Here is a 26,054-nt window from a genome sequence, read left to right as displayed (position 1 = left end):
GGTGCTCGGGGCGACGAGGGGCTCAGTGAGGCTCGGAAACAGTGCGGGTTGTCGCTACGCTGCCGAGCCAGGCGAGGCTCGGCTTCGGCTTGCGAGCAAAGGTCTCCCGGTCAACGGCGATCAGGCCGAAGGTTGGGGTCCAGTGGCCCCACTCGTAGTTATCGAGCGCCGACCAGTGCAGGTATCCGCGGACATCCACCCCGTCGGAGATGGCGTCGTGAAGGTGGGTCAGAGCTTTTTGGGTATAGGCAATCCTGCGTTCGTCGTCGGCAGTTGCGATGCCGTTCTCAGTGATGAGGATGGGCACTTCAGGTAGCACCTCGTGGCAATGACGGACGGCGACTTCGATGGCTTCGGGGGTGTACGGCATGCCGACCAGGGTGTCGTCCGGGCCCGGGGTGCGGGGCACGAGGCCCTCGGCGTTGACCATCTGGGTGGCGTATGCCTGGATACCGATGAAATCGTCTCCGTGGCATCCGTCGAGATACATGTCCTCCCAGAGGTAGCGGACTTCTTCAAGTTTCGCTTCGGCTCCGGGTTCTGCGATCTGAGCCTGCGAAGAGATCGTCAGGCCGACGCGAGCGGCGATTCTTGCGCGAAGGACACTGACGGCTTCTTGGTGTGCGCGGATGAGCGCGCGTCCGATCGCTTCGTCTGGCACGGAGAGGACAGTCGGATCGAATTGCTCGCCACGGGCAGCTTTCGCACGCATGCCGTGCATGACAGCGACCATGTTGGGTTCGTTGATCGTGCAGACCCAGTGGACGTCGTGCAAGATCTCGGCGACAAATTCGACATACCGGATGAATGCTTCTACGGCACCCTCGCCAAGCCAGCCGCCTTGGTTCTCGAACCAAAGCGGGTGGGTGAAGTGGTGCAAGGTAACGACTGGCGTGAGTCCGAGGGACTTCGCGGTGTCGATCATCCAACGATAATGGGCCAACTCTGCCCGCGAGAAGCGTCCAGGGGAGGGTTCGATTCGTGCCCACTCAATACTGAACCGGTACGCATTCAGGCCGGCGTCGGCGAGTAGTCGCATGTCCTCCGCGTAACGGTGGTAACTGTCATCGGCGTCGCCGCTCGGCTCGAGCCCGTAGGGACCCTGCTCAATGAGCCACCAGTCGCTGTTGAGATTGTTACCTTCGACTTGATGTGCGGCGGTCGAGGCTCCCCAAAGAAACTCGGCGGGAAAAGTGCGGTCCATGCGTCTGACTCCTACGGTGTGGGCGTTACTGACTGCGGGTGGAATTGAGGTGGCTATCGGACGCCGCGGACGCGCATCGTTGTGATGGCGGCTCCGGCGGTGACGGCCGCACCGACCAAGAACAGCGCGAGGTAATTCGAGCCACCGCCGATCGAAAGGATGAGTGGGGCGAACAGGGGTGCGATGGCGGTCGGCACGTATCCAGAGGTCCCGATGATGCTCATCCAGCGGCCTGAGGCTGAGCGGTCCGGGACAACTTCGCTGGCGAGAGCCTGATCGACGGAACCGAACACGCCCGCTCCGGCGACAAGGATGAGAGATCCGAGAGCGTAGGCCCAGAAGTCGTGCGCGAACGCGGCAAGAATGAGACCGCCGGCGACCAGGACTATGCCGAGGTAGACGAAGACTTTCCGTCGGTGCAGTCGATCGGACAAGATTCCACCGAGGACGGCAAAGCCCGAGGCAACGAGGATGCCAAGGCCTCCGACCAAGGCGAGGCGCTGGCCTGCTTCGGCGGGCGTGAGACCGAGGCGATCGAGAAGAAAGTACAGCTGGTAGGTCGAGTAGAAGTTGATGCCGCCAAAGAGCAGGAACCGGCCCAGCCATACCCAGCCGACGTTCGGGTAGCGGCGGGGGTTGAAGACGAGGTTCTGGGCCAGCTTCGAGAGCGGCTCACGAGGTTTCCGCTCTGCCGGCGCGTCGGGGACGACGAAGACATAGACCGCGAAAATTACGGCGGCGGTAATGACGGGGAGAAGAAAGAGGAGGAAGACGTTGCCGGTGAGAGCGCTCCCAGCAAGGGTGCCGAAAACGCCGGCGAGCTGTGCCGACACACCGGCGAAGGCGCCGATCTTACCGCGCTGGGACTCAGGGACCTGATCGGCAATCACGGGAGTGACGGAGTTGATTATCGCGGCGGTGCCGGCGATGTACACCATGTAAGTGACCACGAGTACGGGGATCGTTGCCGCGAAAGCGAGTCCGATTCCACCGATTGCGCAGAGGGCGATGCCGACGGCGATCCATGGGCGTCGTTTGCCCCAGCGGAGATACGTGTGGTCGGTGAAGAGCCCGAAGATCGGTGAGGTGACGATGGTCACAACGGCGCCGAGGCCGACAACCAGACCGAGGACGGACTCCTTTTGGGCGGGAGCGATGAGCTGCACTTTGTAGGCGGCACTGAATAGGGTCGGGCTCAAGATCGCGAAGTTGCCCGCGAATGTCATCAGCGTCAAGACGAGGATGAATTTTTTCGAGACGAGAGGAAGGTCGTCCTTCACCTCATTCTCGCTGGCAAGGGCGTCGTGCAGATCGGCGCCGGTATCGGCGGCAAGGCCGGGCGTTTCCGGCTGGCGTAGGGGCATGATGTGACTCCGTTGTCGAGTGCTGCGATGGATTAGCGGGTTTGTTCTGCGGAACGCATCTGGCGAAGCGATGCGCCGGCGGCGTGAGTGTCCGATTTAAGCGTGGCAACCGTCGTACCGTGAGAGGACGAGGTAGCCGTGATAGTGATTTCCCCGGGTTCGCCGGTGGAGCGAAGGATCGCGAGGGCTCGTCCGCGGAACGTGCGGTGAGTCGAGGAGGTAAAGCCCTCGGAGGGTGCAGGATCGGCTGTTCCAAAACCAATAAGGACGGCTGGCCCTTCGACTTCGAGGGTGACGGCTTCGTCAGCGAGCATTTCGACGACACCGTTGCTGTCGGCGATTTCCACTGACACGTAGGAGATTTCGTCCGGGTCCGCCTGGAAAAATTCGTCCTCGGCTCGGATCTGGACAGTGAGTTCGGATTCAGCAGAACGGAGGGTCGTGCGGGAGGTGGCGCGGCCATCCCGATAGCCGACGGCAAGAAGTTCACCGGCCTCGTAGGGGGTCCTGAATCGCGTGAGATAGGCCGTCCGGCGGCCGGCGCGGCGCCGTCCGAGCGAACGACCATTCAAGAACAATTCGACCTGATCATCAGTCGAGTAGACCTCGATGCTCGCCAAGCGACCCTCGCAGCCGCGCCACGACCAACTCTCGACCGCGTCCGTACTGCGCCAGGCTGATTTCACGACGGGCTGACCACTGCGGTCCATCGGGCGGACGGCGATTGCAGGGGCGTCGAGCCGCCCCCAGGCGGCTTGGGCGAGGCGCAGTGACGTATCGGGGCGACCGATGAGGTCGAAGAAACCCGGACCGGCGAGGACATAGGGGTAGGGCTTACTAAGGCCGGCTTTCGTACCGGGTACCCAGACTCCTACTCCGGCCTCGCCGAGGTATTCCCATCCGGCCCAGACGAAATCGCCGATGACCGCAGGGTACTTTTCGACACTGTGCCACGCCCGGGCAACGTCTCCGGGGAGGGTCTCGCTACCGAGAATGACCCGATCAGGATAGGCGCGGGTGTCGTGCGCATAGCGGGCGATCCCGTAGTTGTACCCGGCGATGTCGACTTTGGAAAAGACGTCTTTTGTCGCCTTGTCGCCTCGCGGGAGTCGACTGACCACGTTCATCATCCGGCCGATTTGATTGACCATGATGTTTGCGTCGGTGCTCCCCGCCATCGAGGTCTTCTCCGCATCCGCCGACGCCTTCTTGTCGTTGGACTTGTAAGGCGAAACACCAAACGAGACCATGACATTGAGAAAGATGTTGACAGCGACGGTCACGGGGCGATCAGGATCGAGGTCATGGAAGAAACGGGTGATCTCACCGGCGAGGTCGGCGCCCTTGGGCGTCGCAGTCTCAGGGATCTCGTTGCCGATCGCGTACATGATCACGCTGGGGTGGTTGCGATCCTTCGAGATCATCGAAGCGGCGTCGTCACGCCAGGTGTCCAGAAACTCGTCAGCCCTGTCATGGGTCGTCTTACTCACGAACCAGTAGTCGGCCAGCTCATCGAGGACGTACATACCGAGTTCGTCGCAGGCTTCGAGCAGCTGCCGGGACATCGGGTTATGCGCGCTTCGAATGGCGTTGAATCCCGCGTCTTTCAGGATCCGGACGCGACGGTAATCCGCGCCCCGGTGGGTGGCCGCGCCAAGAATTCCGTTGTCATGGTGGATGCACGCTCCACGCAACAGGGTCGTTCGACCGTTGATGAGGAGACCCTGCTTCGCGTTGACAGCGATGGTCCTCAGGCCCACTCGCTCCTCGACGACGTCCAACGAGTCCCCGTCACGCTCGAGTGTGGCGACGAGGCGATAGCGATGAGGCTGCTCCGCGGACCAAGGGATGGGATTTGGCACCATCAGGTCCAGAGTTCCGCCATCGGGATACGCGCCCTTGGTCCCTGACGCAATGAGGTTATCGGCGTCCCAGAGGGCAACGGCAACCATGTCATCCGCTTTGGCGTTCACAAGTTGATAACCAACCTCGACACGGGCCTGACTCGCATCGAGGGCCCGAGTGACGATGCGGAGACCGTCGGCAGCAAACCGGGAAGTTACCAGAAAGTGGACGGAGACTCCGCGGTAAAGCCCGGAGCCCGAATACCAGCGGCTGTTGGGCTGGAGGCTATTGTCGACCTCAATCCGAACGTCATTGTCAGCACCGAAGCGGATCTTGTCTGTGATCGTGAGCGACGCTTCGCTGTAGCCGCTTCGGACCCGACCGACGAAATGATCATTGACGAACACTTCGGCGTCTCCTTGGACCCCCTCGAAACGGATCTCCACCTCGGACCCTGCCCGACTAGCATCGCCTCGGAACCGCGTCGAATAAACGTACCGCCCACCGTGGAACCACCCGCCGTCAGCTCCGGCCGGGGCGTCTGAGCCGCGCCTTTCGGAAATCATCGCGTCGTGGGGCAGGCGAATCAAACGCGCATCGCGCTCACCACTCCGGCGAAAGCTCCATTCGACCAGCGGCACGACGAGGGTCGATGAGGTCTCCATCTGGTCGGTCATCATCGTCCATTTCGTCGCTTCGTCGAGATGCCACTAGGTGGCGTTCCGTTAGACAATCACACTCATTGTTTCGTGTCAATCCAGCTAAGCGCCTCGATGCCGCAACAAATCAGTGCCTCGACGCAGATGGTTGGTCACTGGTGTTAATCTATGGTCAGGAGGTTGTCGATGGCGAGCAGCAAGGATGTGGCGGAACGCGCAGGCGTCTCCCGGTCCACCGTGAGTCAGATCTTGAATGGGCACGGACATCGCTTCACCTCTGACACCGTTACGCGGGTGGAGGACGTCGCTGCCATGCTCGGCTATCGCCCCTCGGCGGCCGCCCGGACGCTGGTTCGAGGAACAAGCGACGTTGTGATCACGCTCATCCCGAACATCACCTTCGGTGCGAGACTTCGTGACTTCGTTGATCTCCTGACCACCGAGTTGGCGGTTCATGGACTGACAAATCTTCTTCGGTTCGCCACTAATCGGGTGAGTGTCGACGCAGCGCTACTGGAACTACGTCCTCGAGCGATCATCAGCCTCTCACCCGTCGATGAAGACGAGCGTGCCGTCCTTGAACGGCACGGCGTGCTCGTCATCGAGCAATCCAATGCCATCCAAGAACATCTGGATGTTGCGATCGGCCGACGCCAAGCCGAGCACCTCGCCTCGCGAGGCTACGAAACCGTCGTGGCCGCGATTCCTACCGATTTCCGCGAGCACCGCTTCGCGCCGCCGCGCGCGTCCGGCGTGAGCGATTGGGCCCTTCGAAACGGTGTGCGGGTGCTCCCGACAGTCCTGGTCGAGTTGACCGAGCAGGGCGCCCGCGACGCTCTCTCGGCACTCCCAAAAACCCCGGTGGGTATCGCCGCTTATAACGACGAGGTCGCTCTCGCCTTGATGAGTGCCGCGCAGCGTAGGGGGCGCAGTATTCCCGACGACATCGGCGTGATCGGGGTCGACAATTCTTCGATCACCCGCCTTACGAGCCCGACCATCTCCACGATGGACTTCGATCTGGAATTCAGTGCCAAGCAGATGGTGCGCGTGCTCGTTCATGGAGAGGACGTGCTATCGGACGATGCCCTCGTTCAGGTCGAGGACCGCCTCAAAGTCGTCATTGGCGGAAGCACGGCGAGGGCCTTCGTTGCGTCTGTTTCCGCGGCGCCGGCTTGAGGTGAAGCAACCGGTGGCCGCCCCTCACGCCCCCGCCATCCGCGGTCGCTACGCATGGCTCGATCCCTGGGAATTGGTCTTCGATGCGACGGGAATGGTGGCCATTGGTGTCGGCGCGCATGCTGCGGCAACAGATGTGTCGGGGGGCTCTGGCACCGTGTGGAGCTGTGCTCTTCTACTCATCTCTGCCACAGCCCTAGTCGGCCGGCGGTGGCAGACCGTCTCAACCATGGTTGTTATGAGCCTTGCGGGCATCATTGCCGCACTTCAGGGTTCCGTCGCCCTTCCGGTCTGGATTGTGGCTCAGGTTTGCCTGTTCAGCTTCGGGTTACGACGCCCATGGCGGACGACGGCCGTAGCAGCAGCCGCTCTCGCCGCTTGTCTTTACGGAACGACTGTATTCCGGGCCCAGGGGAGCCCCCTCGCCGCCGAGAGTCTGCTGCTCCTCACCTGGACCGCCGCGGTCGCGGGCTGTGCAGTCGCTGTGAAAGCTCAACGCCGGAACGTCCAAAACCTGATCGAGCGTTCGGCTCAACTCATCCTGAGCCGGGAGCGCGAAGTGGAATTGCGTGTTGTTGAAGAGCGGCTTCGCATCGCGCGTGATCTGCACGACGTTGTCGCGCACAACATCGCGGCGATCAGCGTACAGGCAGGTGCCGCGAAGGTGAATCTGCGAACCAACCCAGTCGAGTCGGAGCGGTCGCTCGCGGTGATCCGCAGCGCCAGCCGAGACGTTCTCGTTGAAATTCAGGAAATTTTGGCAATTCTGCGACGCGAAGAAGATGACGATGACGACGTTCAAAGGACGGCGGGGCTCGGAGCCGTCGTCGATCTTCTCAGGAGCTTCGACCTTCTCGGCTTGACGATCGAGTCCGACCTCCTGACCATCGAGGCCATGGGCCTGGTCGACAACGCAACAGGTGTCGCCGTCTACCGCGTCTTGCAAGAGGGCCTGACCAACGCACATAAGCATGGCTTGGGGCACGCCCGCGTCCGCCTCGCTCTCACCGATGATGCCCTCGTTCTACAGATCGAAAACGCCCGCAGTCAGTGGAGCGAAGGTGCGACAGCCAGTTCAAGCGGGTTCGGACTGATCGGGATTCGCGAGCGTGTCCGAGCCCAAGGAGGGGAGACCGTCGTCACTGAAAGGCCCTCGATGTTCCTCCTTGAGGTCACGTTCCCCGTCGCGCGAGCCGCAGGGTGTTCATGATCCGGGTTCTCGTCGTCGATGACCAGGCTGTCATCAGGTCGGGCCTTCTTGCCATTCTGCGGGCGGATGCCCGTCTCGAGGTTGTCGGCGAAGCCGCCGACGGCGAAGAGGCCCTTGCGTACGCTCGAGAAACGGTCCCCGACGTCGTCCTTCTGGATCTCCGGATGCCGAGACTCGACGGCGTGGAGACCACCCGCAGGCTGCGACTCGAACCTGCCCTTAGCCGAACACGGATCTTGGTGCTGACTACCTTCGACTCGGACGCAAATGTCGTCGAGGCAATTCGAGCCGGGGCAGACGGATTCCTCGGTAAAGGTGTCGAGCCGGACGTCCTGGTCGATTCTGTGATGGAGGTTGCGCGAGGCGACGCGGCTCTATCGCAGGCGGCACAACGCGCGCTCATGACCCACATCGGAACGGCGAAGCCACCGACCGCGGCCGAACCGGCGGCGGTCGACCAACTTGCGTCGTTGACCGACCGCGAGCGGGACATTGTCACGGCGGTTGCGTACGGGCAGACGAATGACCAGATCGCGGCAGCCCTTTTCATATCGCCCTATACCGTGAAGACGCACCTGAATCGTGCGATGGCGAAGGCCGGGGTGAGCGAGAGGTCACAGATGGTGATCCTCGCTTACCGTGCCCACTTGGTGCCCCCGCCGTCCTAGGGATACTGCGCTGGCGGTAGGGATGAGCCTGCGTTGAGACCACGCGGCTTCGAAGCGTGCCTTTCAGGATGGAAGCACCCCCTCCTGGCTGCGCCTCCTGCTCGGCTGATCAGAGGACGGGGACTTTCAGAAGGGGCTTCGTCGAATGGCGCGCTTGCTATATCGGCTGGGAACATTCAGTGCCCGGCACAAACTGACATTCATTATTGGGTGGATCGCTCTGATCGTCGTGATCGCCATCGCCGCCCTCTCCGGCATGAAGTTTGCCACCGGCGGATTCACCGTCCCTGGAACAGAATCCAGCAAGGCGCTCCAGGTCCTCGACGAGAAGTTTCCGTCGGCTAGTTCGAAATCTTCAACCCTGCAGCTCGTCTTCGAGGCTAAAGACGGCGCGAAAATCACATCGGCGAGCATGGAGGTCGAGGTCCAGAAGGTTCTCGCCGATGCAAAAACCCTCGACCACGTGTCGAGTTTGACGAATCCCCTGGATGCCGCCCGCCCCTACATCTCGGCCGACGGAACCACCGCACTTTCCACAGTCAGCCTGAGGGGTGTTACTGACGACAATCAGCAGGAGGTGTACACGAAGCTGGTTACCTTCTCCGAGCACGCCTCGACGGGTGACGTACGGGTTCTCACCGGAGGCAGCCTCGGCACGGCGGTGCCCGAGATCTTCGGCCCCTCCGAAGTCATCGGTGCTCTCATCGCCTTCACGGTACTGCTGGTGACGTTCGGATCCCTCATCGCTGCCGGGGCCAACATGTTCGGTGCGCTGATCGGCGTCGGCGTTGGCGTCCTCGGCGTCCTCGCGGTATCGGCCGCCCATCCCATCCAATCGACCACCCCGATTCTTGCCGTCATGCTCGGGCTCGCCGTCGGGATCGACTACGGGCTGTTCATCCTGTCTCGGTACCGGCAAGAACTGAGAGACGGCAGGGGCATCGAGGTCGCTATCGGTCGGGCCATCGGCACAGCGGGTTCCTCCGTTGTCTTCGCTGGCGCCACTGTCGTCATTGCGCTCGTTGGCTTGGCTGTCGTAAACATTCCGTTCATCACCGAGATGGGGCTCGCGGGCGGTTTCGCAGTCCTGGTCGCCGTGGCAATGGCCCTTACGCTGATGCCGGCCATGATGGCTCTGATGGGCCATCGCGTGCTGCCGAGGAAGGAGCGGCACGCACGCCGCGCTACCAACACCCAGCCGATCGTTCGTCCGGAACACCGAGTGAGTTTCCTTGAGCGGTGGGCAGCGTTCGTGGTGCGCCGACCCGTCATCTCCGCGGTCACCGCCGGCGTAGTGCTGATGGTCGTCGCCATCCCGCTGCTCTCGATGAAGACCACCCTTAACGTCCCCGGCGGGGAAGACCCGAAGGCCATGCAACGCACCGCGTACAACCTCGTTTCCGACAAGTTCGGCGCGGGGAGCCAGGACCCACTGATTGTGCTGGTGGAGGGCCAGGATGTCGCCGCAGCGAATGCGCGGGTCGAGGCCACACTCTCCGGGCTTAGCGATGTCGCCAGGGTCACCCCCGCCGGCACATCGAAAACTGGCGATGCCGCGATCTACTCGCTCACCCCCAAGAGCGGCCCCCTCGATACGAAGACGCAGCAGCTCGTGCGGGACATCCGCTCCCACGATGCCGACGTCACGGGAGTGACTCTCTCGGTCACGGGGGCGACGGCTGTGAACCTGGACACCAACGCGCAGCTCTCATCGGCGCTAGTGAAATACATAGCCCTGATCGTCGGCCTGTCCCTGATCTTGCTGATCATCATGTTCCGCTCGATCCTGGTGCCACTGACGGCCACGGCAGGATTCCTGCTCTCGCTCGGAGCTGCAATGGGAGTCAGCGTCGCCGTCTTCCAGTGGGGCTGGTTCAACTTCGCCATCTCCTCACCCCAGGGCAACCCACTCCTGAGCCTCCTGCCCATCATCTTGACTGGCATCTTGTTCGGCTTGGCCATGGACTACCAGGTATTCCTGGTGTCGCGAATGCACGAGGCCTATTCCAAGGGGTTGCCTGCGAAGGAGGCAATCCTCGACGGCTTCGGCAGGTCGTCCGTCGTCGTTGTGGCCGCCGCCAGCATCATGGCAGCCGTCTTCGGCGGGTTCGCCCTCAGCGCTTCCTCGTTCGTCGCCTCTATCGGGCTTGCGTTGGCGGCCGGGGTCATCGCAGATGCGTTCATCACGCGCATGATCATCATCCCTGCCCTGTTGTCGCTGTTCGGACGAGGCGCCTGGTGGATCCCCAAATGGCTTGACCGGATCCTGCCTCACCTCGACACAGAGGGCCACGCGCTGGAGCAGGACGACCACGAGGAAGACGAGCGCGTCCGGGACCTCGCCTCCGCCTCAAGCTGACAAAGCCCCTCCGGGTGGCGGGCTCGGGCCCGCCACCCGAGCGATAGCGGGCGAGGCGACACGGCCATCGCAGGCCTAGAAAACGAAAGAGACCATGAGCAGGATTGTTGTCCGCAGAGTGCGCCTGACAAGCAGGATGGGCCGCACGTCTCGACCGCCCGTCCCAACTGGCGCGCGAAGTCCGCTTCTCGTCGGCTTCTGGTGGGTGCTCGGCGCTGGCGGGGCACTCGCTCTTCTCCTAGCCCTCCGAACTGTTACCTCGGTCATCGTCTACGTGGGCATCGCGTATTTCTTCGCCCTGACTTTCGAGCCGCTCATCCGAATCGGTGAACGTCGTCGCATCCGACGCGCCTGGTCCATTACTGCCCTCGCGCTCGTTGCGGTAGGCCTCCTCGTCGGACTCGCCGCGCTGGTCATCCCCGTCATCTCCGCGCAGGTAGCACTTTTGGCACATTCAATTCCTTCCGAGCTGGAGCACCTCACGGGCATCGGCTGGGTTCGCGACCTCACCAGTCAGCTCGGTCTGGGGTCTTCCCTCCACGATCTGGTGAACACCGTTACGGGCTACCTCGCCGACCCTGCCCGGCTCCGAACCATCGGGGGTGGACTCTTCTGGGTGGGTAGCGGAATCGTCGACGGTGCGGTCGCGGCCGTCATCGTGCTTGTCCTTACCGTCTACTTCTGCGCGGTCCTTCCCACCATTACAAACTCCGTCTTCCGGCTCGTTCCCCGCTCCCGAGCCGCGGGAGCACGCCGCGTTTACGACAAAATGACCGAGTCGGTCAGTGCCTACGTGGCCGGCCAATTGTCGGTAGCCGCGCTCACCGCCGCATTAACCACGATGATGCTCCTGATCCTGCAGGTGCCCGGTGCGCTCCTGCTAGGCGTCCTGGCGTTTCTGGGCGCGCTGATCCCCATCGTCGGAACGATAGCTGCAGGCGTTGTCATGATCGTGGTCTGCCTAATTACCTCACCGGCGGCGGGACTGGTCGCGGCGTTGTTTTACATCACCTGGCATCCTCTCGAGGGATACGTCATCGGACCACGCATTATCGGCCGGGCAGCACACGTGCCCGGGGTTTTAGCCCTCATAGCCGTCACCGCCGGTGCGCTGCTGGGCGGGGTCCTCGGGGCCGTCGTGGCTGTTCCGATCGCCGCAGCGTTGATGGTCCTGATCAGGGACGTCGTCGAACCCCGTCAGGCGACGCGCTAGCCGGAACGAGCTGCATTTACAGAACTATGAGAGGTCCAAACTATGAACCACAGTCCGAGCACCGCCCGTCCGCTTCTCGCTCGCCTTCCGGCCCGTATGAGGAGCGCGGCCTTTGGAGTCTGGCTCGGCTCCACCTGGTTCTTGCTGAGCATGGCCGCCGTGGGCATCCGCGTCGTTGGCACGCTGGTCTTGCTGCTTGCTACCGCCCGGAACGCCGTCAGGCTCTGAGTCGCCACTTGCATGCGTTCGACTTGAGTGACGAGGCGGTCGACGAGTCGAAAGTCGCCCAACTGCGAACGACGTGGCTACAGCTGCGGCGCGAGAGATTGCGCCCTCTGTGCATTCGGCAGTCGCTGGGAGAAGAAAGTTGGTCCACCGCCTGAACGAACCCGGGACTCGCAGAAATCGTTCGGCGGGCGCCCGCCGAGAAAGCTGCAGCGTAATGCGTGTTTGGCCCCGCTGTCCGCGTCGGGCTGCGGCCAGTCGGTCGAGCAGCTTCGCCTGCGAGAGGGCGCCGAACGCGACGAGATTCCATGTAGTCGTTGGGTCCAGGCGCTACGAAATGTACGACGAACCGGGGCAAGTTACCGAATCGCTCGAGCTTTTCGACATCTTCTAACAGAAGTTTCTCTGGGCGCGACGGGCAGGTCGAAGATGGCAGAACGTCAATTCGTCTCGAGGGCAAAACGACCGACCGAAAGCCGCACGCCACCGAGCCCGTTTCACGGATTGCTGAGATCTCGCCGCTCAAGGGCGCGGCGACGCCGACGATCCAGGTCGCACCAAATTGATCGATGACCATTCCGTAAAGGGGTGCGAATGCGGCAGCGGCCAATGCGGTGACGATTGTCGTGCCGTCGCTAAGCCTGTTCCAGGGGCTCTATTTCGGCTGCGTCCGTGCCGCAGAGCGCGAGCTGAACTGCGTTCTGCCCTCGGTCGTAGGGTTTGGCGGTCTGGAAGTCGTAGGCCGTGACGCGGAAGCCGTCTGCGGCCGCGACCTGTCCCTAGGCGACGCTGTCGGATTGGGCGGACTCGTCGATGTGGTGGATGTCGGCATAGGTGGGGGTCATCGCCTTTTCGCCGAAGACCTCCGCGGAGGAGGTTAGGGCTTCTCGGGCCTGACCGCGGAAGTTGACGTGGGCTGTAGTGCCTGTGCTCACGGTTCTCCTCGCAGGGGCCAGATGGTTCGGGCGCATTCGTGCTTCATCCTGGGTTTGAGGCTGCTCCCGCTCTCTTTGGCGATCGCTGTCGGCAATCTGCTGGTCGGCCTCATCCGACGGCTCATCGTCCTCCAACCGAAGCAGCTGCCGTGATTCGCCTTTTGATCAGGCGCGACTCCCGTTCCGCTTGGGTCGCCACGTGAGCCTAGTGTTCATCACTCGGGAGTGTTCGCAAACTCTTTTTTTAGGCGATTTTTGGCCTGACGTTCCACCAAGACGGGCACGAAGTCGCGGATCGGATTTCCTGCGAACATCTGATGCTCCTGGTTGACGACATCCTGAATGTGCTCGCGAGAAACCGCGGGAAATTTTGCACTCAGGCGTCCGATGACTTGTTCCACGGACTGATCTTCTCCGGAGGTATCCATGCTCGGAGTCTGTCGCGATTTGCCTGCCCCTGCAAACGGGATGTGGTCAGTTCGGTCCAGTCAGGTTGCGGCGGATGTCATCGAATTGTCGAGCGGCACGGTCGGGTGTGCGAGTACCGGATTCCACAGACCGTCGACTGTCCTCCAGGTCCAATTTCAGGCTTGCGCGATCCCGATCGGACAGACTGGGCGTGTTCAGAAGAGCAGTCTCGGCCGCCATTCTGGCCAGTACGGCGTCACGGGTCCGTCGTTGCACCAGCATCTTGAATCTCCTCGCTTGTTCTCGTCCTCCAAGACCCAGAATGATCGATCTGGATCTGGGTTGCGTGGACGGCGCCTGACTAGCTGGAGAAAGATGCGGCGCGTGAGCGAGGGCATCAGCCCTATAAATGAACGACGCCTCCATAGAGTTGGCGGAGGGGCGGTTAAAGACTCACAGGCCCGGTCAACTCGGAGATGTACATCTCGGGGAAGGTGGACGCCTAAGTCACGTCGGTCGCGATCAGCAGGCCGAAAAATTCGTGGGGCGCACCGCTGGGGCGGTACAGTCAAGATTGACTGCGAGCGTTGGCTTACTAGGACCCGTCGGGCGTTCCAAGGAGATTCGTTCGCACTGACTCAAGGTGCCGGGTCATCGCCGATCGCGCCTCGGTTGGGTTCCTGTCGGTTAGCGCCGCGAACAGTTCCTCGTGCTGTGCCTCGTAACTCCGGCGGCGCTCGGCGGTGGCATGACGACGCTTGCTCGTGCCCCAAATCGGCAACTCCCGAGCGACGTTCATAGTTTCGAACATCGTCGACAGCAGGTGGTTGTGCACGGCGTCGGCGATTGCGCGATGAAAGATCGAATCCCAGCCTTCGAATTCGTCGTAGGAGTCGGCGCCGCTCCCCTTCAGCATGGCGGCTTCGATGGCACGGAGGTCGGCGGTTGTGGCATTGCGGGCTGCGTGGAAGGCAACTTCGGGTTCGAAGACCAGCCGAGTATTCATGAATTCGCCCGGTGACGTCATCGCCTCCGCTGGAGTCGTCGAGGGTGTTACATCTGCCAGAAATGTCCCTCGTCCAACGTGTCGAACGACGCGACCCTCCCGCTCAAGGCCGGCAAGGGCACGTCGAACCGCGCTTCTCGGAAGGTCAAGAACTTCCGTGAATTCTCGCTCGGTCGGTAGGCGGCCTCCGGGGAGGAGTCTGCCCTTGTCGACCGCTTCGGCCAGATACTGCGTGACCGCGTCATCCATTGGTTCACCTCCTGGGACCAATCATACCAATGCTGACCCAATATGCATGCGATGGGTTGCGACCTCGTCACCCGAGGCGTAGCATCACACCAATCAAGACCAAAGCAATTATTGGTCGTGATTGATAGCTATTGGTCACAGCTAGTAGCACTGATGGATTCAAAGGAGAAACCATGATCGAAGCGTCTGGGCACAGCGTCCTATTGCCATCCTTCCTCGCCTACCGCCCCGTGCAGGTCGTGGGGGCGGAATGAGTATCCACGTAGGGATCGACGTCGGTGGCACATTCACCGACGCTGTCGCCATCACCGAGCAGACCTCTGTCCGAGGTAAATCGTTCTCGACACCCGACGTTACTGGCGGGATTTTCGGAGCCCTGGCGGTGCTCCAAGAGCGTCTTGGACTCTCGGTCGATGAATTCTTCGCCGACGTCGACCGCTTCGTCCTCGGGAACACGATCGTCACCAACGCGATCGATCAGATGAAATTCTCGCGGGTCGGCCTCATCACGACCGCGGGCTTCAAAGACACTCTACGGATCGCGCGCTCAGCGCGAGGCGAGGAGCGCGACCCCCACGACCTGGCTCCCTACCCATCGGTGGTCGAACGCAAGCACATCCTCGAAGTCACTGAACGCGTCGACGCACGCGGGCACATCATCATCCCCATTGACCTCGAAGACATTCGCCGCCAGGTTCGAGACCTCATCGAAAATCACGAGGTAGAAGCGATCGCAGTTTGCCTTCTGTGGTCGTTCCGCAATTCCGACCATGAAGACGCCATCGCAGGCGTCATCCGTGACCTCTACCCGGACGTCCCGTTCACTCTGTCGTCGGAACTGACACCCGTCTACCGCGAGTACGAACGCATGGTGACGACAGTCCTCGACGCGGCCGTGAAACCCATTGTCGCCAACCACTTCCAGCACCTGGAAGACCAGCTGAGAGACGCCGGGCTCCGGGTCAATCCACAGATCATGCAAGTCCACGGCGGTTTCCTCTCCGTGAAGGAGACGGTCAAGGCTCCGATCAACATGTTCAACTCGGGACCAGTCGGCGGTGTCGCGGGAGCAAGGGTGCTCAGCACCAAAGTTGGACGCAACAAGATCCTCACAGCCGACATGGGCGGCACGAGCCTTGATGCGGCCGCCATCATCGACGGCGAACTGCGGATTGTTCCTCGCGCCCGGATCGGTGAATTCCCCACCAGCCTGACCGCCGTTGAAATCGAGTCGATTGGAGCGGGCGGCGGAAGCCTCGGCTGGATTGACGGTCGCGGTTTGCTCCGAGTCGGCCCTCGAAGTGCCGGCTCGACCCCTGGCCCTGTCTGCTACGCCCGAGGCGGCAAGGTGCCGACTGTGACGGACGCCGCCCTTGTCATGGGGCTTATCAATCCCGACTACTACCTCGCGGGATCTATCGACCTCGACGCCGACCTGACCCGAAGCGTCATGAAGTCGGAGCTGGCCGAACCTCTCGGACTAGGCGTCGACGAGACAGCGTTTGGCATGTACCGGCTCGCGGCCTCGCAGATGGCGAACGCGATCCGGAAAATCACCGTCAACCGAGGCCACGACCCCCGAGGCTTCTCCATGGTTAACTTCGGCGGCGCCATGGGGCTTTTTTCAGCAGCCGTGGCCATGGAAGTCGGTATTCAGGAAGTCATCGTCCCGGCCAACGCCGCTGTGTTCTCCGCGTGGGGACTCATGCACGCGGACGCGATGTTCAGCCAGGTTCGCACCACCCCGTGGACCTTTGACGATGACGCGGCAGCCCTCGAAGCCTCCTTCGCAGAACTCGAAGCCAACGCGGAGACGTGGTTCAAGAGCGAGTCCATCCCCGACTCCAGTCGGGAACTCATTCGGGAAGCAGACATGAAGTTTGCGGGTCAGATTTTCGAGGTCACAACGAGACTGCCTGTCGGCGTCATCGAAGAGACCACGAAGGATGCCATGCGTAGTCAATTCGTCACGGACTACGAGGCCGAGTTCGGTAAGGGGACGGCATGGACCGAGAGCGAAATCCTCCTGATCAACTCCCGCGTTCGAGCCCTTGGCAAGACGGACACCGACCACCTCGCAGGTAACGCCGTCGTGACAGTCCCGGCGGACGCGGCTCAGTACCAGAGGCAGATTGTTGATCCTCTCTCCGGCTCGCCGCTAGAAGTAACGGTGTATCGCGGCTTCGCGGCCGTCCGGCACGCGGAAGGCCCGTGCATCCTCGAGGAGGCAGACACCACGGTATTCGTGCCCGTTGGCGCAACGGCCGAGATGAGCGATCTGGGCGATGTCATCGTCACCCTTCCCACCCACCGCCACGACCACAGCTGAAGGAGCGACACCATGACCACGACATCTATCGATCACGACCCGGTCACCCTCGAAGTCGTCCGGATGCGCCTCGACAACATCGTCGAAGAGATGGGCATCGCGATGATCCGATCTTCTGGGTCACCCGTCATCACCGAAGCTCGCGACTACAACACCGCGCTCTTTGACGCCGACGGCCACATCTACTCCTACTCCGATGCCGTCCAGCTCCACATCGGATCCGGCGGAGTCGCGGTGCGCAACCTCCTCGCCGTCGTAGCTCATGACGAGATCCGACCGGGAGATGCATTCATCAGCAACGACCCGCACACCTCCGGATCCAGCCACCCGCCGGACACGACCGTCATTTCGCCCATCTTCTTGGACGACCAATTGATCGGCTTTGCTCAATCCCAAGCTCATCTCGTCGATGTAGGCGGAATGGCCGCCGGCGGTTTCGCACCGTCCGCTACCGACTGCTTCGGCGAGGCACTTCGGCTCCCGCCAGGAGTGAAGATCTTCGAGAACGGCGAGCCCGTCGAGTCTGTGCGCCGGCTCATCGCCAACAACGTCCGAACCCCGGTCTTGCACTGGAACGACGTGCGCAGCATGGTCGCCTCGAACAACACCGGGGCACGTCGATTGCTCGAGACAATCGAGGAGTTTGGACATGAGGAGTTCAACGCCTACACCGCGCTCAGCTTCCAGCTCGCCGAACAGGTCCTCCGCGAACGTATCGCCAAGCTCCCCGACGGCACGTGGGAAAGCGATGAATGGGTCGAAGGAAATGGCCACGACGACCTCTTGCACCGCGTCCACTGCACCATGACAGTCCACGGCGACTCGATCACCTTCGACTTCGATGGTTCCAGTCCCCAGACCGACGGCTTCGTCAACTGCTCCTACGGTGCACTCGTCGGTAGCGTCGCCACTGCGCTCATCCCCATGCTCGGCTGGGACGTCCCCTTCAACGAAGGCGTCATGACCGCCTTCGAAATCACGGCTCCCCGTGGGTGCATCGTCAACCCGATGGTGCCGGCCCCTATCAGCAACGGTCACCTCACCACCGGTATCCGCGCCACCCGCCTCGTCACCCGCCTCCTCAACCAGGCACTCGTCCAGAGCGACGACGACACCCTGCGTCGACGAGTGCAGGGAGAGTGGAGCGACTCATGGACCGGCGGAATTTCTTCCGGCACGCGCAGTGACAACGGCGAATTCTTCGTATGGTTCAACATGGACGGCGGCGGCATGGGAGCTGGAGCACAGCCTGTCCGAGACGGTCACGACGCCGCCGGCATGATGACCCAGGTCGGCAACATGCTGCCCGACGTCGAAATGAACGAACTTATCTACCCCTGTCTTTACCTCTGGAAACGCCTCGCCATCGACAGCTCGGGCCCGGGGGCAAGCCGCGGTGGCATGGGCCTCGACTACGCGTGGACCCTGTGGGGAGCAGACGACGCCATCGAAACCCTCTTCACCCCTGTGTCCGCTGTCCCGCCGTGGGGCTTCGCCGGCGGGCTTCCCGGCGGCGGCAGCGGGTTCGAATTCCTTCGGGACACGAACATCCAAGATCTCCTCACCCGGGGAACGGCCCCGTCGACGGAAACGTTGATCATCGGTGAGACCGAAATGCAGCCCGTAAATGCCCAAGACGTCGGCCTCAGCCACCACGACGTCTTCCACTCTTGGATCGGCGGCGGGGGCGGTATCGCCGATCCGATTCTCCGCGACCCCCAGGCTGTGGCACAGGACGTCGCCGATGCCTTCATCACCGTGGCCCAGGCGACGAATGTCTACGGGGTCGTTATGGATGAAGGTCACGGGGGCGCTCACGCCGAATCGACCATTCGGCGGCGGCTCCAAATCCGGAAAGATCGTCTTGCTGCGCTCGACGTCACGACGGAGCCCACCGCGATTCCCGATGTTCTGGACCTGATGCACGACAGCCTTGTGCCTCGTCGAGGCCCTGGGAACGCTTGGACCTGTCCGGTGTGCACGGGCGAACTCGGTCAGGGCGACGATTGGACCGCAGGGATCCTCCGCCGGATTGAGCCGGCGCACGATTTCTTGGCCACCCAGGGTGTCCGCCTCGAGAGAAACGGCAAGACCGGCAACCACATCCAAGTGCATCAGGCGCTGTGCCCCAGCTGCGGAATCATCCTCGATGCTCGTGTGCAGGTGCTGATCGACTCTGACGATGGCGCCGAGGGCGCAACCGTCCGCAGCCGTTGACGTCGAGCATGCGCGCCTACGTCTGGTCCGCGGAGGAGGGGCGGCTCAGCCTCGAGGAGGTCGATGAGCCGCACCCCCTCGCTGGTGAGGTCGCCCTGAAGGTTGCAGCGTGCGGCCTTTGCCAGACGGACCTCCATGTTATGTCGGGCGGAGTTCCGTTCCCGTCCCCCTGCGTTCTCGGCCACGAGGTCGCAGGAACGGTCGACGAGGTAGGGGCCGGGGTCGCCCACGTGAAGCCCGGCGATCGCGTCGTTGCGGGGTTCATCATGCCCTGCGGCGACTGCCGGCGCTGCAAGGCGGGTGAGGACGACCAGTGCGAACTTTTCCTCACCCTGAACCGTCGGCGCGGTGTCCTCTACAACGGCACGAGCCGACTCAGCTCGTCGCGCCGCGGGCAAATCGCCCAGTACTCGATGGGGGGACTCGCCGAGAGGTGCGTGCTCCCGGCAGCCGCGGTCTGTCCGATCCCGATCACGATGCCATTCGAGTCCGCTGCGACTCTGGGTTGCAGTGGACTCACCGCCTTGGGAGCAGTCCAGAACGCTGGCCAGATTCGGGCCGGCCAGTCGGTCGCCGTCATCGGTGCCGGCGGCGTCGGTCTGAACGTCATCCAACTCGCCCGGCTTTTTGGGGCGGGCCCCATCGTGGCCGTCGACATCGACCCCAAGAAACTCGCTCTCGCCTCACATTTCGGCGCCACCCACACGATCGATGCGAGGCTGCCGGACGCGGTCTCACAGATCCGTCAGGCGACACCGCATGGTGGCGTCGACGTGTGTTTCGACGCGTTCGGATCGGCGGCGACGGTCGAGACCGCTATTGGTGCTGTCCAGGACGGCGGCCGGGTAGTTGTCGTCGGTGTAGGAGCGACGTCCCCGGCACAGGTCGACGTGCTGTCCCTGGTCCGCCGGAAACTCCAGATCGTGGGCTCATTCGGAGGCCGGACTCGGCAAGACCTGCCGACGCTCGTTCAATTCGTCACGGACGGCCGCCTCGACGTCGACTCCCTCGTGACTAACCGGTACTCATTCCATGACGTCGATCAAGCGGTCGCCGACCTTCGTAATCACCAAGTCGCCGGTCGAGCAGTCATCTCGATGCCCTGATCACCCCGGGCGACCCGAGGATCAGCAGCGGCCCACAACCTCACAAGTGAGACGTCGGCGCAAACGCGCCCCGTGAAAGGAACGAACCCATGACCTCCGAAATCTCTACCCTGGAGCGGTACCAGCTCTTCATCGACGGCCACGCCGTTGACTCGGTCTCGGGAGCGACCTTCGACTCCCTTAACCCATACACCGGCATGCCCTGGGCTCGGGTCTCCGATGGAACTCCCGACGACATCGACCTCGCCGTTGCCGCCGCGCGGAGAGCATTCGACGGCGGCTGGCGGCAAATGCCGGGGTGGCGCCGGGCCGCTGTGCTTCGCGCAGTCGGAGACGGCATCGCAAAAAACTCTGAGCGTCTAGCGCGCCTCGAGGTCAATGACAACGGGAAGCTTCTTCGCGAAATGCGCGCGCAACTCGAGGCGCTGCCGGAGTACTACTACTACTTCGCAGGTCTCGCCGACAAAATTGAGGGACGTACCGTTCCCCAGATCAACCCCAGTCGGTACTTCGGGTTCACGGTCCGCGAACCCGTCGGCGTCGTCGGTGCCATCACTCCGTGGAACTCCCCGCTGCTCCTGCTGACTTTTAAACTGGCCCCGCTCCTGGCGGCCGGCAACACCTGCGTCGTAAAGCCGTCTGAGCACTCCCCGGCATCGACGCTCGCCTTCGCACAGGTCCTCTCCGAAGCGGGGCTCCCCGATGGCGTCTTCAACGCCGTTTCGGGATGGAACCGAGCCACTGGCGAAGCTCTCGCCTCGCACCCTGGGATCGACAAAATCGCATTCACGGGCTCCACCGCGACGGGTATCAAGGTCGCTCAGGCGGCCATGAACAACGTGAACAAGGCGACCCTGGAACTCGGCGGAAAAAGCGCCCAGGTGGTGTTCGAGGATGCGGACATCGACGCGGCGGTTAACGGAATCATGTCGGGCGTCTTCGCGGCGACCGGTCAAACTTGCATGGCCGGTTCTCGACTGATCGTGCAAGACGCCGTCCACGACACCGTGATCGAGCGCCTCGCAAGACGTGCCGCTGACATCCGGCTCGGCGACCCTAACGACCCGGAGACCGAGATGGGGCCGCTGGCGAATCCGCCCCAGTTCGAAAAGGTCACCGGCTACTTCTCTATCGCCGAGGAGGAAGGAGCCTCGTTCGCCTGCGGAGGCGCACCAGCCGAGGACCTCGGTTCCTATTTCGTCAAGCCAACCGTCATCACCAACCTCAAGCGCGACTCACGACTCATCCGTGAGGAGGTCTTCGGCCCGGTTCTGTCCGTCCTCTCGTTCTCAACCGAGGAGGAAGCCGTCGAACTAGCAAACGACACCCGTTACGGGCTGGCGGGCGCCGTCTGGACCGAGAACGTCCATCGCGCCCACCGTGTCGCGGGCCAGATTCGTGCCGGCTCTGTCTGGATCAACGATTACAGGGTGGTTGGTCCCGGTATGCCGTTCGGCGGATTCAAAGACAGCGGCGTCGGTCGCGAGAACGGCGTCGACGCCATTGACGAGTACCTCGAGACCAAGTCGATCTACGTCGAACTGACCGGGCAGACGCGAGACCCATTCCAGATGGGCTAACAGCGGAGGCGCCACGAAGAAGGAGTGAACATGGAAGCGTTCCACCGCCATGAAGGTATCGTCCTACCGCTGGGCAGGGCGTCAGTAGACACCGACCAGATCATTCCTGCCTCGTACATGAAGCGGGTCACGAAGACCGGGTACGAGGACGGCCTCTTTGCGAGCTGGCGCCAGGATCCGGATTTCATCCTGAATGACGACAGGTATGCGCATTCGTCCATTCTGGTTGCGGGTCCGGATTTCGGCACCGGCTCAAGCAGGGAGCACGCAGTCTGGGCTCTTCGAGACTTCGGCTTCCGAGTCGTCGTCAGTTCCGCCATCGCTGACATCTTTCGAGGCAACGCTGGGAAGCAAGGCCTCCTCGCCGCGACGATGGAGCCGAAGGACGTCGACCAAATCCTGGCTCTTGCTCACGCAAATCCAGGTGTCGCAGCCACCGTCGACCTCGAAGAGCGCTCTTTCGCACTCGCTGACTTCAAGGGCGCCATCGTCATTGACGACCACTCCCGGCACATGCTGCTGGAGGGGCTCGATGACATCGACCTGACCCTCAAGCAGGAAGCGGCGATCACGGAGTTCGAACACGGACGTCGTTCTTGGCTCCCTCGCACGCTGCCCGTCCGCTAGTCCCGCAGAACGTTCGACCTTGGTCCCCGACTCGACGTCGAAGCCACGAGAGGCATCCGTGAAGACATCCCACATCGCCAACGATCTGAATAATTGGGTCGAGGAGATAGCCGCTTTGACCAAGCCCGATGCTGTCGTCTGGTACGAAGGCGATGCCGGGCAGCGCGAAGAACTGACGGTACAAATGGTCGCCGAAGGTAAACTCATTCGGCTCAATCCAGCAAAAAGACCTGGCAGCTTTCTGGCCAGAAGCTCACCTGAGGACGTGGCCCGGGTCGAGGACCGAACTTTCATCTGCTCTACCGACCCGGCCGACGCCGGCCCCACTAACAACTGGCGCGCACCCGAGGACATGAGACGCACCCTCGACACGGCCTTTGAGGGAAGCATGAAGGGCCGGACGATGTACGTCGTTCCTTTTGCCCTTGGTGTAATCGACGGGCCCCTCACGCAGGTCGGCGTCGAAATCACCGACTCGCCTTACGTCGTTCTCAGCATGGGCATCATGGCGAGACTCGATGTCCGCATTCGCAGCCTCATCGACCAAGGCTGTCCCTGGGTCGCCTGCGTTCACAGCGTGGGCTACCCCCTTAGGGATGCTGCAGGCAAGACCCGTGCCGATGTCGCCTGGCCTAGCAACGAGACGAAGTACATCGCCCACTTCCCCGAGGCACGACAGATTTGGTCCTTCGGATCCGGCTACGGGGGAAACGCCCTCCTCGCCAAGAAGTGCTTTGCCCTCCGCATCGCGTCCGTCATGGCCCGGGAAGAGGGGTGGCTGGCCGAGCATATGCTCCTCATCAGGATTACGTCGCCTGAAGGCCGCCGATTCCACGTCGCCGGGGCCTTCCCGTCCGCGTGCGGTAAGACAAACCTCGCCATGCTCCAACCCACGATTCCCGGATGGAGCATTGAAACAATCGGCGACGACATCGCCTGGCTGAAGCCTGGCGACGACGGGCGGCTCTGGGCAATCAACCCAGAGGCCGGCTTCTTCGGAGTCGCCCCGGGTACAAGTAGCCGGACGAATCCGGTCGCCATCGAAACCATGAAGTCGAACACGATCTTTACCAACGTCGCCCTCGACGACGACGGAGACGTGTGGTGGGAAGGTCTCACCGACATCCCGCCGCAACAACTCACTGACTGGCAAGGGCACCCCTGGGATCCGACCTCGGGAAAGCCGGCCGCTCACCCAAACTCCCGCTTCACCACCCCGATCGACCAGTGCCCCACGCTGGCGGACGACATCGACCGTGGCGTGCCTATCGACGCCATCATCTTCGGTGGGCGCCGCGCCACCAACGTCCCTCTCGTCGCGCAGGCACGCGACTGGTCCCACGGGGTCTTTATGGGGGCTACGGTCTCCTCCGAACAGACCGCAGCTGCCGAAGGGACCATCGGTGATCTTCGCCGCGACCCGTTCGCGATGCTGCCTTTCTGCGGCTACAACATGGCCGACTACTGGCGTCACTGGCTCGACATTGGCACTCTCCTGGGCCCGAAAGCACCTGCCGTATTCCAAGTCAACTGGTTTCGGAAGGGAGCTGACGACAACTACCTCTGGCCCGGATTCGGCGAGAATGCAAGGGTTCTAGAGTGGATCGTCCGCCGAATTCAGGGGATTGTATCGGGACTAAGCAGCCCGCTCGGCACCTTGCCCCGCACCGACGACCTGGACCTCAACGGTTTAGACGTTCAGGCAGAAGATCTCACGCGCCTATTCGACATCGATTTCGGCTCTTGGCACGACGAGGCTAGATCAATCTCCAGCTTTTTCGACGGCTTCGGGACTCGCCTGCCAACTCAACTGCGGGACGAACTGCTGCTGTTGAAACGGCACATTAGCGGTTCTGAATCGATCGCCCACGACCTGACCTCGCCTATGTAGCCAGTCCCTGCTTGTCGGCCGAACGAGCGACGCGAGGTGTGAAGTGATCGGAATAACCACCGGTGTCATGGCCCGATCGTCCTGGCCCCGCTCGAAGCTCGCACGGACGATCCCGCACGTGAGTGCACCCCGTGGATGGGTCACGGCAATGCCTCTGAGAGAGCTGCGCGTCCGCGGCGGCGTCGAACCACCGCAGAGCTTTCGTTACCTCGACGGCCAGCAGAAAGACTTCCCCCGCGAGTGGACCGAGACTAGTTTGCCGACTGACATGCGAAAAGATCTGGAATGCCCCCAATATTCAGTAGCCACGGCGCCGACTCTCGTCTAGAGGGCGGAGCGTTGGCAGTCAAAGCGGCACCGACATGGATCGTCATTGCGCACCAGTTGCGGGCTCGAAGGTCGGCCCGCTCGAGCACATCGCGATAATGGCGCAGAGCTAACATCGACTCGACGAGTCGACTCAAGCGGCTCCCCAACGATCGTCCGAATGGACCCGACCGACTGGGCACCGTTTGAGGCTTCAAGGGCAAACTCTGACTCGACAATGAACAGCCCATCCGAAGACTGAAAGGTCAGAACGGTTCGCCGAGGCATGTCGGCGCGGTACTTCCCGATGGTGGTTGAAACACGCAGCCAGCTTCAACCCGAGGGCTCGAAAGTCTTCTCGCGCCGCAAAGAAGTCATCCGAATCGATCTCTGCAAACCATCAGGCCCCGTCCGTGAATAAATCGTGCGTCAGTGCCGCTTTCACGTCTCATCGTGGGTGGCATTGTGGCTCAACGCGCCGTGGTTCAAAATCAGGGCATGCCGAGAGACACGAGCGACAAATCCACTTGGATCACTCCCGAGATCAGGGCGGCGATCGAAGAGTCTGAAGCGGGAACTGGTGTCTCCTTCGACGATGTCGATGAGATGCTGAAGGCGCTCCGATCTTCGACCAACGATGTCGGGCCGGCTCAGTAACCATCCGCGAAGCAGTGATGGCGCTCACCGATTTTCCTCGGTTGTGCTCGCTGGTTTTCCCCGGGTCGCGGGGTCAGGTTAGCGGGTGTTGGTGCCGGTTGTGATGCGGCGGAGTTCGTCGGCTGCGGCGGCGTGGTTGCGGAGCCGGTAGGAGGGTCCGTCGAGGGTGATCACGACGGAGCGGTGCAGGAGCCGGTCGAGCATCGCGGCGGCGACGGTCGTGTCGCCGAGGATCTCTCCCCAGCCGCCGACGGGCCGGTTCGTGGTGAGCACGATCGAGGTTTTCAGGTAGCGCTGGTTGATGACTTGGAACAGGGCTGACGCGGCTTCGGCGGGCAAGGGAAGGTAGCCGAGCTCGTCGATGACGAGGAGGGTGGGGCCGGCGTAGTAGCGCATGGTCGTGGACCAGCGGCCCTCGATCGCGGCCCGGTGGCAGCGGGCAGCGAGTTCCGCGGCAGAGGTGAAGTAGGTTCGGTATCCGGCCTCGACCGCGGCGCGGGCGAGGCCGGTCGCGAGGTGTGTTTTCCCGACACCGGGTGGTCCGATCAACAGCACGTTCGTCGCGGGGGTGATGAACCGGCAGGTCCCTAGCTCCGTGACGAGTGATCGGTCGATGCCGGAGGCTGTGTCGAGGTCGAAGTCCGTGAGGCGGGCGTCGGTGGGGAGGTTCGCGAAGCGGAGTCTTCCGGTGAGGCGGCGGATGTCGGTCGCGGTGACTTCGACGTGGAGGAGCCGTTCCAGCGCCTGGGTCAGCGACCAGCCCTCGGCCTGCGCCTGGTCAAGGACCTTCGGGAGAGCGTCGGCGGCGTCGGGGTGT

General features: G+C 62.5%; 17 protein-coding genes and 1 pseudogene. 11 read left to right on the top strand and 7 right to left on the bottom strand.

Annotated features, from left to right (window positions below):
- Positions 1 to 22: 22 nt before the first annotated feature.
- Genes AS850_RS16030 through AS850_RS16020 form a run of 3 tightly spaced genes read right to left on the bottom strand, consistent with a single transcriptional unit; the run spans position 23 to position 5,093 of the window.
- Positions 23 to 1,204, bottom strand: a complete 1,182-nt coding sequence (locus AS850_RS16030; protein WP_119870023.1) for a glycoside hydrolase family 1 protein — start codon at positions 1,202 to 1,204, stop codon at positions 23 to 25.
- A 53-nt stretch (positions 1,205 to 1,257) separates the two neighbouring features.
- Positions 1,258 to 2,568, bottom strand: coding sequence for an MFS transporter (locus tag AS850_RS16025; protein WP_119870022.1), 1,311 nt, complete (start codon positions 2,566 to 2,568; stop codon positions 1,258 to 1,260).
- 32 nt (positions 2,569 to 2,600) lie between these two features.
- Complete coding sequence (locus AS850_RS16020) at positions 2,601 to 5,093, bottom strand: glycoside hydrolase family 2 TIM barrel-domain containing protein (RefSeq protein WP_236940777.1); 2,493 nt, start codon at positions 5,091 to 5,093, stop codon at positions 2,601 to 2,603.
- Between the two features lie 165 nt (positions 5,094 to 5,258).
- Between AS850_RS16020 and AS850_RS16015 the strand changes: the two genes are divergently transcribed.
- From AS850_RS16015 to AS850_RS15995, 5 genes are all read left to right on the top strand, one after another.
- Positions 5,259 to 6,251 (top strand): LacI family DNA-binding transcriptional regulator, encoded by a 993-nt coding sequence (locus AS850_RS16015; RefSeq protein WP_119870385.1) that lies wholly within the window; start codon positions 5,259 to 5,261, stop codon positions 6,249 to 6,251.
- A 238-nt stretch (positions 6,252 to 6,489) separates the two neighbouring features.
- On the top strand, positions 6,490 to 7,461 hold the full coding sequence (locus AS850_RS16010; protein ID WP_164088495.1) for a sensor histidine kinase: 972 nt from the start codon (positions 6,490 to 6,492) through the stop codon (positions 7,459 to 7,461).
- Complete coding sequence (locus AS850_RS16005) at positions 7,458 to 8,129, top strand: response regulator (RefSeq protein WP_119870384.1); 672 nt, start codon at positions 7,458 to 7,460, stop codon at positions 8,127 to 8,129. The genes AS850_RS16010 and AS850_RS16005 overlap by 4 nt, the downstream gene beginning before the upstream one ends.
- Positions 8,130 to 8,274: 145 nt before the next feature.
- On the top strand, positions 8,275 to 10,488 hold the full coding sequence (locus tag AS850_RS16000; RefSeq protein ID WP_119870020.1) for an MMPL family transporter: 2,214 nt from the start codon (positions 8,275 to 8,277) through the stop codon (positions 10,486 to 10,488).
- A gap of 274 nt (positions 10,489 to 10,762) precedes the next feature.
- Complete coding sequence (locus AS850_RS15995) at positions 10,763 to 11,701, top strand: AI-2E family transporter (protein WP_236940776.1); 939 nt, start codon at positions 10,763 to 10,765, stop codon at positions 11,699 to 11,701.
- Positions 11,702 to 12,705: 1,004 nt separating this feature from the next.
- Here the strand turns inward: AS850_RS15995 and AS850_RS16615 are convergent.
- The 3 genes from AS850_RS16615 to AS850_RS15985 all read right to left on the bottom strand — a co-directional run bounded on the left by AS850_RS16615 (position 12,706) and on the right by AS850_RS15985 (position 14,524).
- Positions 12,706 to 12,861, bottom strand: coding sequence for a hypothetical protein (locus AS850_RS16615; RefSeq protein WP_164088494.1), 156 nt, complete (start codon positions 12,859 to 12,861; stop codon positions 12,706 to 12,708).
- Between the two features lie 215 nt (positions 12,862 to 13,076).
- On the bottom strand, positions 13,077 to 13,289 hold the full coding sequence (locus tag AS850_RS16365) for a three-helix bundle dimerization domain-containing protein (RefSeq protein ID WP_123955561.1): 213 nt from the start codon (positions 13,287 to 13,289) through the stop codon (positions 13,077 to 13,079).
- 575 nt (positions 13,290 to 13,864) lie between these two features.
- Positions 13,865 to 14,524 (bottom strand): FadR/GntR family transcriptional regulator, encoded by a 660-nt coding sequence (locus AS850_RS15985; RefSeq protein WP_119870017.1) that lies wholly within the window; start codon positions 14,522 to 14,524, stop codon positions 13,865 to 13,867.
- A 250-nt stretch (positions 14,525 to 14,774) separates the two neighbouring features.
- On the opposite strand from AS850_RS15985, the gene AS850_RS15980 reads away from it, so the two are divergent.
- The 6 genes from AS850_RS15980 to AS850_RS15955 all read left to right on the top strand — a co-directional run bounded on the left by AS850_RS15980 (position 14,775) and on the right by AS850_RS15955 (position 24,274).
- Positions 14,775 to 16,853: a hydantoinase/oxoprolinase family protein gene (locus tag AS850_RS15980; protein ID WP_119870016.1), complete on the top strand. Its 2,079-nt coding sequence runs from the start codon at positions 14,775 to 14,777 to the stop codon at positions 16,851 to 16,853.
- Positions 16,854 to 16,865: 12 nt separating this feature from the next.
- Complete coding sequence (locus AS850_RS15975) at positions 16,866 to 19,070, top strand: hydantoinase B/oxoprolinase family protein (RefSeq protein WP_119870015.1); 2,205 nt, start codon at positions 16,866 to 16,868, stop codon at positions 19,068 to 19,070.
- A gap of 8 nt (positions 19,071 to 19,078) precedes the next feature.
- On the top strand, positions 19,079 to 20,176 hold the full coding sequence (locus AS850_RS15970; protein WP_119870014.1) for a zinc-binding dehydrogenase: 1,098 nt from the start codon (positions 19,079 to 19,081) through the stop codon (positions 20,174 to 20,176).
- Positions 20,177 to 20,265: 89 nt separating this feature from the next.
- Positions 20,266 to 21,756, top strand: a complete 1,491-nt coding sequence (locus AS850_RS15965; protein WP_119870013.1) for an aldehyde dehydrogenase — start codon at positions 20,266 to 20,268, stop codon at positions 21,754 to 21,756.
- Between the two features lie 30 nt (positions 21,757 to 21,786).
- Positions 21,787 to 22,383 (top strand): 3-isopropylmalate dehydratase small subunit, encoded by a 597-nt coding sequence (leuD, locus tag AS850_RS15960; RefSeq protein WP_119870012.1) that lies wholly within the window; start codon positions 21,787 to 21,789, stop codon positions 22,381 to 22,383.
- A gap of 58 nt (positions 22,384 to 22,441) precedes the next feature.
- A complete protein-coding gene (locus tag AS850_RS15955) occupies positions 22,442 to 24,274 on the top strand; it encodes a phosphoenolpyruvate carboxykinase (GTP) (RefSeq protein ID WP_119870011.1) in 1,833 nt (610 codons plus the stop codon).
- A 1,041-nt stretch (positions 24,275 to 25,315) separates the two neighbouring features.
- On the opposite strand, the pseudogene istB reads toward AS850_RS15955, so the two are convergent.
- Positions 25,316 to 26,047, bottom strand: a pseudogene (istB, locus tag AS850_RS15950) (IS21-like element helper ATPase IstB); the annotation flags it as partial.
- Positions 26,048 to 26,054: the final 7 nt, after the last annotated feature.

Source organism: Frondihabitans sp. 762G35, from assembly GCF_002074055.1.
Taxonomy (GTDB): Bacteria; Actinomycetota; Actinomycetes; order Actinomycetales; family Microbacteriaceae; genus Frondihabitans.
This window is presented reverse-complemented; position numbering and strand designations above follow the sequence as displayed.